The following is a 12588-nucleotide window of genomic DNA, read 5'->3' as shown; positions in this document are numbered from 1 at the left end:
CCCGCCCATCAATCACCCTCTCCCTCATCGCCAAAATGGCAACATACCCCGTACAGCAAGCCCCCCCGAGCCTCACCCCCAAAGCCCCGCAACCGAAACCCCGCACCCCCCCTACCCCGGACTCTCAGTCCAAACCAGTTCCCAGCGGTCGTCTTCACCGGTCAAGCATGCAACTGTGCCGGCGGGGAAGTTCACCGGTGTTCGGTTCGAATCTCCCTGGGTCAGCAGACCCACTAGATGGGCGACGAATGGGAGGTGGCCGACGAGCATTAGCGATTCTCGCTCGCCGAACAGGGAAGCTGCGATTGGGTCTACTGGATCTTCCGGGTGGATTCCCGCAGCGATGATGACTCCGGCGGGTGGATCGAGAACCCGCGCGAAAATTTCTGCGGTCTCTCTCGCGCGTGCTCTGCCGCTGTGGCGGATTTGGCGGACGGTCGCGCCGTGTTGGGACACTGCCGCGGCGACGCTTTCGATGTCGGACCTGCCCCGGTCCGTCAGCATGCGCGCTGCGTCGTTGTTGCCCGGCTCGGCTTCTCCGTGGCGAACGATGTAGAGGTTCATTGCGCCCTCGCCTTCCCGAATGTTACGCGTCGTCTTTTTCGACGGTTCCCACTCTACCGCCGGGCTGAATGAACTCGACCGTGTTTCCGTGGGGATCGCGGACGAACATTTGACCGGCCTCGGCACCCAGTGCCATGACCTCGAGCCCGGCCTGCTCGAGGCTCGACTTGACGGCGGCGTAGTCTTCGATTTCGAAGGCGATGTGGTTTGCGATCGGGCTGCCTTTGCCCCCGGGTTCGTCGCACTGCATCCCCTCAGGCAATTTGATCAAATGCAGTTGCACGGCGCCGGCCTGGTACCAGGTACCTTGAATTCCCACCTGGGGCCTTTCAATCTCGGGCAGGCCCAGAAGTCCCCCGTAAAACTCTTGCGCCGCCGCGAGATCGTTGATGGTCAGCGATATGTGATGCGCTCCTTTGGTCAACAAAAGCGACTCCTCGGATCGCCAGTGGCTGTGCCATGGCGAATCATCATGCTGTATTGCATGGGGATCCAAGACCCCATGATAGATCGCCCATCGGCTCCCGCACGCGGGAGGCGCATTTTTGCCGATTCCTCTGGTCGCGGGAGCGCGACGTCGACCCCGAAACTCCTCGAACGCGACCAGCCGTGTTATGGTTGTTACCCGACGGTTCTTTCCAACTCGAATCAGCGAGTTGCAGCTCGGGAGATATGGAAATTGGACGAAACTGCAATGCCGCGCGTGGCAACGATCGCCTCGTGGCTTGGAAAGTTCGCTCCATCGTGCGCCCTTGCGGGAATACTCGGCATCCAGATCGGCGTTGTACCACCGCTTGGCGGATATTTGTTTCTTCTGATCGGCCTCGTGGCCGCTCTCTTCTCCGTCGGGTTTGGCACCGCCGCCGTCATCGCGACGCGCAGTAACAAAGAGGGACCTGGACGCGCCGCGGGGTGGTTGGGGTTGTCATCGGGCATGGTCATGCTGACACTCACCATCGTGGGGATTGGAGACGGGGGCGGAAGTCCGCCGATCAACGACATCACCACCGACGTCGAGCATCCGCCGAGCTTTGCCGCGGCTTCCGAAGTACCGGACTTCGAGGGGCGAGACATGAGCTATCCCGCCGATTTCGTAGCGATCGTGAAGAAGCACTACAGCTATCTCGAATCACTCCATGTGGATCAGCAACCCATCAGCGCGTACGAGAAGGCCATCGCCACTAGCCAAAGTCTCGGCTGGGAGATTGTCCATCAAGATCCCGATCAGCTGACGATCAATGCCCGGGAGACCTCATTTCTGTTCAAGTTCGTGGACGACATCGTGATCCGCGTACAACCCGATGGCTCGGGAGCCGTCGTCGATCTGAGGTCCAAGTCTCGCAACGGACGGGGAGACCTCGGTGTCAACGCGGCGCGCATTGTCGCTTTCACCCAGGCGTTCGGGGGCTAGCAGCCTGAAGCGCTCGCATGGCGCATTCCTTGGCCCAGCGATAATCCGCCTTGCCACTGGGTGCGCGCAAAATTGAATCGACGAACACAAAGGCCCTCGGGAGCTTGTAGGCCGCAATCGAACGATTTGCATGGGTCTTCAATTCCGCTTCGTCCGGGGCGGCACCCTCGCGAAGTTGAACGATTGCCGTGACCTGACTGCCGAAGCGAGGGTTGGGTGTTCCGCAAACCACGGCGTCGTACACCCCGGGATGATCTTTGAGTGCGAGTTCTACCTCCTCCGCGAAGATTTTTTCGCCACCGCTGTTGATCGTGACCGAATCGCGACCCAGAAGTTTGAGTCGGCCATCCGCTTCGAGCATGGCGCGATCTCCCGGCACCGCATAGCGCACGCCTTGAATTTCCGGAAAGGTCTTGGAGGTTTTGTCGGGATCGTTGTAGTAGCCGAGAGGAACGTTCCCCGACCGGGCCAGCCAACCGATTTCATCCGAGCCGGGTGTAACCAGTCCGGAAAAGTCGTCTCGCAACACGACATTGCCCTCGGCCATGTCGAACTTGCCGGTACTGACCCCGGAGTCTCGGGTGGAGAATTGCACGCCCTGGGTTCCGGTTTCGGAAGATCCCAGTGCGTCCATGATGCGAATCTTCGGAAGCTTCGAGAGCAGCTCACGCTTTAGCGCCGGAGTCAAGATCGCGCCTCCCGAAGTGATCATCATCAGCGTCGAAAGGTCGTAGTTCTTCTTTTCGAGTTGGTCGAGCAGGGGACGTGCGAAGGCATCCCCCACGATCGTGATTGCGTTGACTCTTTCGCGTTCGACGGTCGACCAGATGTCGTCTGGGTCCAGGCGCTCTACTTTCGACTGAATCACTACCGTCGCTCCGACGTGCCACATGTTGAACACGACCCAGTGCGCTGCGCCGTGCATGAGGGGCGGAGACGGCAGTGCGCGAAACTCCGGGCGGGCCTTCACTCGTTCCTTCAGCGCTTCGAGCGACTCCGCCACTCCTCCCCCGGCGAGCGCAGCCCGATGAATGTCCTCGTTGCGCCAGATCACGCCCTTGGGCATCCCGGTCGTGCCACCGGTGTAGAGGATGTACAGATCGTCCTGTGAAACATCGCTTGCGAGGGGTTCGGGAATCGCCCCGGCGAGTGCGGTTTCGTAGTCGACTGCACCCGGCAATAGCGCGTTCCCCGAGGCGTCGGCGACTTGTAGCCAGAGCGATACCCCGGGAAGCCGGGCGCGTAGCTTTTCGAGGATCGGCACAAAGGCTGCGTGGTAGATGAGCACCCTGGTGTTGGCGTTCTCGAGGAGGTAGAGCAGTTCTTTTTCTACGTATCGATAGTTGACATTGAACGGAGCACAGCGGGCCTTGAACGCTCCCAACATCCCTTCGAGATATTCGTTGCCGTTGTACATGTACAAGGCGACGTGGTCCTGGCCCGATTCCCAATTGGCCAACTGATCGCGCTCGATATGACAGCCCAGGCCAGCCGCCCTGAGTACGGCAGCGAGTCTTCGGGTGCGATCGGTCACCTGTCGCCAGGTAAAACGACGATCCCGAAAGACCAGGCATTCGCGCTCCGGGATCGCTTCGGCAATGGCTTCGTGAATCCTTGCAAGGTTGTGCATGCTGCTGGCCTACTCCTCACCTGTTGCGGTCGTAGCGGTCGTAGCAATGTTCTTGGCCCAGCGATAGTCGGGCTTGCCGCTGGGAGATCGTTCGATGTGGTCGACGAGATGGATCTGTCTGGGAATCTTGTACCCCGCGAGCTTGGTTCGACAATGAGCCTGGATGCCTTCGAGGTCGAGCGCCGCCCCTTCTCGGGGCTGGATCACCGCCGCAACTCGGCTCCCGAATCGCTCGTCGGGTACGCCGACCACGACGGCATCGTAGGCGTCCGGGTGATCCTTCACCGCCGCTTCGACTTCTTCTGGATAGATTTTCTCTCCGCCTGAGTTGATCGAGACCGAACCCCGCCCGAGCAAGGTGATGGTTCCGTCTGCTTCGACTTGCGCCCAGTCGCCGGGAATTGCATAGCGAGTTCCGTTCTTGGCTACGACGAAAGTCTCAGCGCTCTTGGCCGGATCCTTGTAGTACTCCTGTGGGATGTCTCCACTTCGCGCGACCTTGCCCCGAACGCCCGACCCCGCCACGACCTCTTCGAGGTTCTCGTCCAACACGGTGGTACCGGCTCCCGCCTTGACCGTCGGACCGCCCCCCAACATCGCAGTGTTGCCCTTGGTGACGATCGCCATTCCGTTGTTGCCACTTTCCGACGCACCAATGCTGTCGATGATCAGCAGGTCGGGCATCGATTCAAAGAAATCGTCCTTGACAGTCGGCGAAAAAACGGCTGCGGTGCTGACGACCAGAAACAAACTCGAGATGTCGGGAGGCGAACTCGCACTGGTCAGCGACTCGATCAGCGGACGTCCCATGGCATCACCGGTAATCATCAGAATGCCGACCTTTTCTTCGGCCACCAACCGCCATACTTCATCGGCGTCGAACTTCGGGACCAATACGATTTTCGCGCCGACGAAGCTCCCACTCATCACCGACCATTGAGAAGCCCCGTGCATCAGTGGCGCGATCGGAAGAGTGCAGCGCTGGGTCGAATCCAGCAGGGCCTTTTCGACCAATTCTTCGGGTCGCGTGACACGCTCACCCGTGTGCGCATCAATGCCCCCGCCCAGGGCGAAGAAGACATCCTTCTGTTTCCAGACCACGCCTTTGGGCAACCCCGTGGTTCCGCCGGTATAGAGAATGTATCGATCGTCGGGAGACCTCGGGCCGAAGTCTCGCAGCGGTGATCCGTTCGTCATGGCGACTTCGTAGTCGATGGTATCCAGACCCTTGGCGCCTCTCGACGCGGTGCCGTCGTCTATTTCGACCACGTGCTCGAGCATGCTCAAGCTATCGCGCACCGCCGCAACTCGCGGGCAGAATTCCCGGGCCACGACCAACGCTTTCAGGTCTGCGTTTTCAAAAATGTAGGAGAGTTCTTCTTCGACGTAGCGAAAATTGATGTTGATCCAGACCGCGCGGATCTTGAAGACCGCCCACAAGGTCTCCACCCACTCGACGCAGTTGTAGGCGTAAATTCCGACATGGTCACCGGCTCCGACGCCGTTGGCCTGAAGATGATGGGCGAGTCGATTGGCGCGCGCTTCCATCTCGCCGTACGTGCGGCACTTGCCGGCGGCGGTGACGTAATCGCGATCCCCGAAGTGATCGACCGCATTCTCGAACAAGTCGGCGAGGTTGAACTCCATGAGGGGATGCGTCCTGGTCGGTGCGTAGGGTGGGGATTGCGTCGAACAGTGAGCATACCATCCGGCCCGACAATCGGCGCAGGGGCCAATCGAGCAGCAAGTCTGTACCGTATCGCCATCCCCGCAAATAGTGCGGGTCAGCGCGAGAGAAACCGCAGGGAGTTGCATGTGCCAAAACGCCGCGATCTCATCAAGATGACCGACGAAGAGTGCTGGAAGTTCATCGAGACCCAACAGACCGTGCAAGTCGCCACGATCAGCAAGGACGGCACACCCCACGTGATGCCACTCTGGTTTGCAATCGACGACGGAAAGATCGTCCTCGAGACGTTCACGAAATCACAGAAGGTTGTGAACCTCAAACGCAACAACCGGATCTCCGTCCTGCTCGAGTCCGGTAACGTCTACAACGAACTCAAGGGCGTTTCGATCCAGGGCCGAGCACGGTTGATCACCGATCACGACGAGGTACATCGCCTTCATCTGGCCGTGCTCGTTCGCAATCAGCCCGAGATCCCCAACGAAGTCCTCGAGAAAGCCACGGCATCCATGGTGAGCAAGAAGACCGCGATCGTGATCGAGCCCGAGCGCATGATCAGTTGGGATCACGGCAAACTGGACGTGGCTTATTGATCTGCTGACGCCTGCTGGCCTCCGCTGCGACACAAGCGCAACATGAACAACATCGCGTCCAGGCTCGACGCCACGCGACTTACCTGGGGCAGCTCCGGGGAACCGACGCTTCCATCGTCGAGCTGCTGTTGCAAGAGTTCATTCAACAAGCCATTGGTATCGAAATCCACTCCGGGCAGCGCCGACGCCTGGCAGTAGAACAAGACCCGCAGCACTTCTACCGGGCTGTAGACCCCGACCCTTCTGCCGCGGTCGAGTTCGCGAGCACACCAGGGCAGTGCCGCTTCTCCCTCTTCGTCGAAGACGTTCGTAAAGTAGTGAGCAAACCCGGCCACGGCCGGCCAACCGTTGCTGCGGATAAACTCCACCGACCAGAACGCGCCCAGGTATGCGCCGGCGGCTTTCAATACTTCGGGCCTGGCAGTTCGGCTGCGCCCCAGAAATCCCGCCGTGCAACCCGTGAGAAAGATTCTCGATGAGGAATCGCCGCTCGCTGCATCGTCAGTCGTCGTGGGAGCGCTGCCCCAAGAACCGTCCGAAGCTTGCACCTGGCTCAGGAATTCGATCGCCCGATCGCCGCTCGGCTCGAAGAGGTGTTCCCAGTCAGACAACACCGAAATGGCTTCGAGGGTTCCGACCGTATCCCCGCTCGGGTTCCAGCGGCTGAGTTGACTCGCAGGCGGATCCGGCAAGACCTGCTCGAACCTGGGAAACGAACCGTTTGGCTGTTGACGGCTCGCAAGCAGGGCGAGCCCGCGGTCGAGGGGCTCGAGTTCCACCAGAATCCGGGCGCGCAAGCGCGCGAGTTCGTTTCCGTGTTCTTCGACAAAGGCCAGGGCGGCTTCGAGTCCGGCGGCGGCCCGCTCGCGCAGTGCATCAAAGTCCGACGCCCGATCGCTGGCCTTGCCCAGCACGTTCAACTTGTTCGGAATCTGATCGGACACGACAATTCCTTCCTCCGCCGCCCTGCAAGGGTCAGGCCGCAAACGCCCGGGACCATCCCTCATCCGCATGGACAGAACAAGTCTCCCAACGCCTGTCCCGGGGGTCGACGCCATCGCGGCCATGTGGATGCGTCGAGACCAAAGAAATCTGACGCTGACCTGGAATGTTGGGCTAGCCTTTGCTCTGAAGCTTGGAGCAAAGCTCCGGGTGCAGTCTCTCGACTCCAGGAAAACTGCGATGACCGACCAGGACAACGAGGGTAAAATCAGGGTGCTCATCGTCGATGACGAGCCCAGCTACCGTGACTATCTGGAGCGGTTTCTCACGCGCGAAGGCTACGACGTTCGCACGGCTTCGACGGGACAAGAGGCGCTAGCGATCGGCAAAGATTTCTTGCCCCAGGTCATTCTTGCGGACTGGATGTTGAAGGATCACATCCACGGCCTTCAAGTCGCCGAGTCTCTCCGCGAAATCAAACCCGACCTTCAGATCTTGTTGATGACCGGGTTCCCGTCCTCGGAGATCCGCAAGGAAGCCGACCGAGCCGAGGTGTTTCGCTTTTTGGAAAAACCGTTCGGGCTAGACGAAGTCTCCGCAGCAATCGCCGCCGCGACCGCCTGATCCTCAGACCTGAGCTTCGGGCTCGATCCTCACGAAATGCGCTCAGATGCAGCCAGACGCGCCGGGTCGGCCGTCTCAGCCAGTTTCAATTCCGGGTATTTCTCTTCGAGGCGCTTGATGTCCCACTCGCTCTTCGCGAGCAATACGAGACGTCCCTCTCGATCTTCGAACACGCGAACTCGCTCCGAGAAACGAATGATGTCGCCATCGAAATCGCCCTGGGGCCAACGCGCCAGGCGGTAGTCCAAGGGTGTCAGACCCGGATTTACACCGTACTCACTCGAAAGTCGGTGGCTGAAGACATCAAATTGTAATTGCCCCACCGCACCCAGAATGATCGTGGCCGAGCCTCCGCCAGGCTCGCGAAAGAGCTGCACCGCGCCCTCTTGGACCAACTGATCGATTCCCTTTTCCAGCGACTTGCGCTTCGTCACGGCCGCAACTTCAACCCGGGCGAAACATTCGGGTGAGAAACTCGGGATGCCGGGAAAGTTGAAGTCACCCGAATCGCAGAGCGTATCGCCGATACCGAACACCCCGGGATCGAACAACCCGACGACATCCCCGGGAAATGCTTCGGTCACTTCTTCGCGTTCGCGCCCCATCAGCAGGGTCGAATTGGCTAGGCGAATAGACTTATCGGTACGTACGTGTCGGGTGGTTCGGCCCTTGGCAAAGCGTCCCGAACAGATGCGAACGAAGGCCACCCGGTCGCGGTGATCTCGGTCCATGTTCGCCTGAATCTTGAAGACGAAACCCGAAAACTCGTCGCTCGCAGGATCGATCGGCCCGCGGTCCGAATCTCGTGCTCCGGGACACGGAGCCATGTCGAGGAAGCGATCGAGAAAGGGTAAAACCCCAAAGTTGGTGAGCGCGCTGCCGAAGAACATCGGCGTCAAAACGCCTTCTCGCACCCGATCGAGGTCAAACTCGGCGCCGGCGCCCGCGAGCAGTTCCAGCGAATCGGTGACCTCACTCGCGTGTATGCCCAACGCGCGTTCGAACTCCGGGCTGCCGACCCCTCCCTCGATCACATCTTCTTCGAGCAGGGTACGGCCGTGATTGCCGCCGGAAAACAGGATCAGGCGATCGTCCAGACGATCGAACACGCCGCGGAAATCTTTGCCTTCCCCGACCGGCCAGTTCACCGGCACGACGTCGATGCCCAGTACGTCTTCGATCTCACTCATCAGATCGAGTGGGTCTCGGCCGAAGCGGTCCATCTTGTTGACGAAGGTAAAGATCGGAATCCCGCGTATGCGACAGACTTCGAAGAGTTTGCGCGTCTGCTTTTCGACACCCTTGGCACCGTCGATCAACATCACGGCGCTATCCGCCGCGGTCAGGGTTCTGTAGGTGTCTTCGCTGAAGTCCTTATGACCCGGGGTGTCGAGAATGTTGACCCGGAAACCGCGATAGTCGAAGTGCATGACCGAACTGCTGACCGAGATCCCGCGCTGTTTCTCGAGTTCGAGCCAATCGCTGGTCGCGTGTTTTTCGGCCCTTCGGGCCCGCACTGCGCCGGCTTCGCGCAGCGCCCCGCCAAACAGCAGAAGCTTTTCTGTGAGCGTCGTCTTGCCCGCGTCGGGATGCGAGATGATCGCGAAAGATCTGCGACGGGCGATCTCCTCCCGCAAGCTTCTCGCACCGGTTTCACCCCGGTCGTTGGGCGATGAATTTTCGGATTTCATGAAGTGTTCTTTCGGAGAAGTCAGTTCAGAGAAGCAGGGAAGGATCGCGGCAAAGATCCTTGCTGAGATTCTTGTGGTGAGCTTCCAGGGTTCCGCCGCCAATTTCAAGCAACTTGGCGTCTCTCCACAGTCTCTCGACGACGTACTCTCCCATGTATCCGTTGCCGCCGAGCACCTGGATCGCCGCGTCCGCGGCGCGCTTGCCCACCTGAGCGGCGAACAGCTTAGTCGCATCCGCGTCGACGCGCTGCCCGGCACTCGCCAGGTTGAGCCGTCTCGCGGTGTCGTAGACGAAACTCCGCGCCGCGCGCCATTCCGCGAAGGTTTCCGCCAGGTAGCGCTGAATCTGGCCGAACTCGCGCAACGGCTTACCAAAGGCCTTGCGTTGGTTGGCGTATTCGCTCATGACTTGAAGCGAGCGTTGGGCAATGCCGGTGGCTTGCGCCGCCAGGGTGAGGCGTTCGATTTCGAGATTGCGCATCATGTGGAGGGTGCCCTCGCCCTCCTCCCCCATGCGATTGGACACGGGAACCCGCACGTTCTCGAAAACCAGTTCGGTGGTGTAAGACGCGCGCATGCCGAGTTTGTCGACCCACTTCTGACCCAGCCTGAATCCATCCATGCCCTTTTCCACCAGAAAGGAGCTGATCTCGCGCTCGCCCGTGGTGGCGTACACGATGAAGATGTCACCGAGGGTATTTTCGTCGATCCCGCCGTTGGTGATGAAGGTCTTGATTCCGTTGAGCACGTAGTCGTCCCCGTCGCGCCGGGCGTTCGTTGTCATGCTCATCACATCGGTCCCGACACCCGGCTCGGTCATGCACATGCCGCCAATCCACTCGCCGGTCACCACCTTGGGAAGAATTCGCTGGCGTTGTTCCTCGTTGGCGTTGACGTAGCAGTTCTGAGAAAACAGGATCGCGTGGGCAAGTACGGCCAGACCGAAGCCTGGGTCTGAAGTGGAAAGTGCCTCCAGAACCTGGACCGCAGCCACTGCGTCGAGCCCAGAACCGCCGTACGCCTCGGGGATCGTCACGCCGAGCAGTCCGAGTTCACCGGCCTTCAGGAAGAGTCCGTGGTTGAAGCGTTCGGCACGATCGTGCTCGGCTGCCTGGGGTTCGACCTCTCGCTTCACGAACTCGCGCAGGGTTTCCGCCAACAGCTGATGTTCAGCCGTCGGCGCAAACAGATCGAGCGCCTGCCACGGCTCCCGATCGGAATCGGGCGAACTTGGCGAACTTGGCGTAGAAGCCTGGCCCACTTTTGCCTCCGTCGAGTTCAAAACAGCAACACACACTACGTTGAGGGGGGACACTAGCAGCCCGTTGAAGAGCTCTCGTCCGGCCGGGCGTTGGTGCAGATCAGGTGATTTGGCGGCGCGGTTTGCTGGGGCGGCATGCCCTCGCCTAGCGGCGCGTTTATTGGCGCAATTGAGGACTCGGACTCTCCAGGCTCCGATCGGACCGGACATCTGCGACACGATGGATTTTGGGAATGATCAGCGCCGGGCGACTGTCGAACAACGTTTGAAATGGAGCGATGTCGCGGGGAGTTCTAGCTGACACGAGCACTTGATGGGCGACCCCAGGCCAAGTCCGAGTTATACTGCACCTCGTGAAGACCAACCGTGACCTGGCATCGTGGCTGATCTCCCACCGCAACGAGATCGAAACCGCGATGAACAATCGGCTCGGACCCGCGGCTCCTGGGGTTTCTTCGCCCGAGGCAGAAGCGCTGCGCCGATTTCGCTCATACACATCATCAGCCTTGATGCGCGGCACCCTGCTGCCCCCCGCCCTCGACGGACTGCAGGTAAATCAACGACGCACCGAAGCGCTGCTATTGGCGTGGATCGAAGCGGCTGCAGCGATCGGAGAAGCCGACGTTCCGCATCTTCGCGACTCGCTCAACCCACTGCTGCTCCAGTTTCGTGTGCACTTGCGAGGAACCCTGGTCGGACGCAAAAACCGGGGCACTCCGCGCGCAAAGCGGCGCTTCGTGGTCGCTGCGATCGACCGATTGGCCGAGGCCTTTCTGGCAATCGATACCGATACCGGAACCATCGAAGACGCAAACCCCGCCGCCGGGGCGCTGCTGGGTCTCAACCGAGATGAATTGCTCGGCGTGGACGCCATGTCATTCATACCCAAGCCGCTTCAAAGCCAATTCTGGCGGGAACTCGACGCGGTCGGTGAAGGTGTCGAAAACCATGTCTTCGGGGCGACGCTGAGCGATGCACACGGCATCCCGCTCGAACTGATCGCGAGCGCGACCCGCTACTCGACGCGCGGCAAGACGCTCGCCCTGATTCTGCTGCGACCGGAAATCGCGCCAGACAACACGCAACCCCAACCTACGCAATAAACAGACCGGAGCCCCGATGAAGTACTTGCACACCATGGTCCGGGTCTCGAATCTCGAGGAATCACTGAAGTTCTACGTCGACAGTCTGGGGCTAGTCGAAATCAACCGATACGATGTCGAAGCTGGGCGCTTCACCCTGGTATTTCTCGCGGCCGAAGGAGACGAAGAAGCGCAAATTGAGTTGACGTACAATTGGGACCCCGAGGACTACCCGGGTGGACGAAATTTCGGACACGTCGCCTATCAGGTCGACGATATCTATCAGACATGTCAGCAATTGATGGACGCGGGGGTAACGATCAACCGACCGCCGCGGGACGGACACATGGCATTCGTGCGCTCGCCAGAGGGCATCTCGATAGAACTCTTGCAGAAGGACGGTTCGCTCCCGTTGCAGGAGCCCTGGCAGTCCATGCCGAACACCGGGGAGTGGTAGCGAGCGCGAGCGCTAGACCGAAAGTGCGACGGATAGCGCCACCGATCCTCGACGCGTCGGGATCAGACACTCCTTGACGATCTTGCCCTCGCGCCACTGCGCGACCGCCACCTGGTGCATCGAGAAGCGGGCCCCATCGGCGGATTCGAACTCGAGGCTGCATTCGACGAACGAGGTGTCGCCGTTCACCCCGACGCCCCTTACCCAGAAGTTTCGCCACATGGCTTCGGGATTGGCGAGTGCCCAACGTCGACCCTCGCGGGTTTCGAGACCGAACATCGGCGCCCGAGCCGCCGGCCCGAGCTCTGCGTCGGGGGCGTAGAACTCGCCGATCGCGTCGTAGACCCGCCCATCGCGAACATATTCGATGAGGCGCCCCACGCGCGCCCCGACCGCACTCGCGGTTCGAGCGCGCGTGGGACTGGAAACCATGAAAGGATCACCTGCGAAGGGCTGCTCCAGGTTAAAAGACTCGGTCGCCGGGGCGACGAGTTCCAGGCGCGGAACTCCAACAGATTCCCTGCGGGTCAGTGACTTTGAACGACTCTTCACCTCATCTCCCTTCGCGAATGGGTTGGCGGGCGCATACCAGATACCCGTTGCCCCGTTTCTCCCCTTGCCTTGAGAGACACCCACGTCGGAGCAC

General features: G+C 60.4%; 13 protein-coding genes. 5 read left to right on the top strand and 8 right to left on the bottom strand.

The features are described 5' to 3' along the window. Positions 1–111: 111 nt before the first annotated feature. Positions 112–564 (bottom strand): phosphohistidine phosphatase SixA, encoded by a 453-nt coding sequence (gene sixA / locus IH881_14295; GenBank protein MCH7868863.1) that lies wholly within the window; start codon positions 562–564, stop codon positions 112–114. Between the two features lie 22 nt (positions 565–586). Next, positions 587–988, bottom strand: coding sequence for a VOC family protein (locus IH881_14290; protein MCH7868862.1), 402 nt, complete (start codon positions 986–988; stop codon positions 587–589). Positions 989–1243: 255 nt separating this feature from the next. Between IH881_14290 and IH881_14285 the strand changes: the two genes are divergently transcribed. Beyond that, on the top strand, positions 1244–1975 hold the full coding sequence (locus IH881_14285; GenBank protein ID MCH7868861.1) for a DUF1499 domain-containing protein: 732 nt from the start codon (positions 1244–1246) through the stop codon (positions 1973–1975). On the opposite strand, the gene IH881_14280 is transcribed toward IH881_14285, so the two are convergent. Beyond that, complete coding sequence (locus IH881_14280; protein ID MCH7868860.1) at positions 1953–3605, bottom strand: acyl-CoA synthetase; 1653 nt, start codon at positions 3603–3605, stop codon at positions 1953–1955. The two genes, IH881_14285 and IH881_14280, sit on opposite strands and share 23 nt — an antisense overlap. Before the next feature lie 9 nt (positions 3606–3614). After that, complete coding sequence (locus IH881_14275; protein ID MCH7868859.1) at positions 3615–5252, bottom strand: acyl-CoA synthetase; 1638 nt, start codon at positions 5250–5252, stop codon at positions 3615–3617. 168 nt (positions 5253–5420) lie between these two features. Here IH881_14275 and IH881_14270 point away from each other — a divergent pair, with 168 nt between their 5' ends. After that, complete coding sequence (locus tag IH881_14270; protein MCH7868858.1) at positions 5421–5885, top strand: pyridoxamine 5'-phosphate oxidase family protein; 465 nt, start codon at positions 5421–5423, stop codon at positions 5883–5885. Here the strand turns inward: IH881_14270 and IH881_14265 are convergent. Further along, entirely contained in the window at positions 5879–6829 is a 951-nt protein-coding gene (locus IH881_14265; protein ID MCH7868857.1) for a hypothetical protein, read from the bottom strand. The two genes, IH881_14270 and IH881_14265, sit on opposite strands and share 7 nt — an antisense overlap. A 67-nt stretch (positions 6830–6896) precedes the next feature. On the opposite strand from IH881_14265, the gene IH881_14260 reads away from it, so the two are divergent. Continuing rightward, positions 6897–7451, top strand: coding sequence for a response regulator (locus IH881_14260; GenBank protein MCH7868856.1), 555 nt, complete (start codon positions 6897–6899; stop codon positions 7449–7451). A 29-nt stretch (positions 7452–7480) separates the two neighbouring features. Here IH881_14260 and IH881_14255 read toward each other — a convergent pair whose 3' ends face one another. Then, the gene (locus IH881_14255; GenBank protein ID MCH7868855.1) at positions 7481–9142 is read right to left on the bottom strand and encodes a peptide chain release factor 3; all 1662 of its coding nucleotides are present in this window, start codon (positions 9140–9142) and stop codon (positions 7481–7483) included. Positions 9143–9167: 25 nt separating this feature from the next. Further along, positions 9168–10613 carry an acyl-CoA dehydrogenase family protein gene (locus IH881_14250; protein ID MCH7868854.1) on the bottom strand — a complete coding sequence of 482 codons (1446 nt, stop codon included), beginning with the start codon at positions 10611–10613 and terminating at the stop codon, positions 9168–9170. Positions 10614–10756: 143 nt separating this feature from the next. On the opposite strand from IH881_14250, the gene IH881_14245 reads away from it, so the two are divergent. Next, positions 10757–11506 (top strand): PAS domain-containing protein, encoded by a 750-nt coding sequence (locus tag IH881_14245; GenBank protein MCH7868853.1) that lies wholly within the window; start codon positions 10757–10759, stop codon positions 11504–11506. A gap of 16 nt (positions 11507–11522) precedes the next feature. Then, positions 11523–11942, top strand: coding sequence for a VOC family protein (locus tag IH881_14240; protein ID MCH7868852.1), 420 nt, complete (start codon positions 11523–11525; stop codon positions 11940–11942). Positions 11943–11954: 12 nt separating this feature from the next. Here IH881_14240 and IH881_14235 read toward each other — a convergent pair whose 3' ends face one another. Then, positions 11955–12494, bottom strand: a complete 540-nt coding sequence (locus tag IH881_14235; protein MCH7868851.1) for a nuclear transport factor 2 family protein — start codon at positions 12492–12494, stop codon at positions 11955–11957. Between the last annotated feature and the right edge of the window lie 94 nt (positions 12495–12588).

This window comes from Myxococcales bacterium, assembly GCA_022563535.1.
In the GTDB taxonomy this organism is placed as follows: Bacteria; Myxococcota_A; UBA9160; order UBA9160; family UBA4427; genus DUBZ01.
This window is presented reverse-complemented; position numbering and strand designations above follow the sequence as displayed.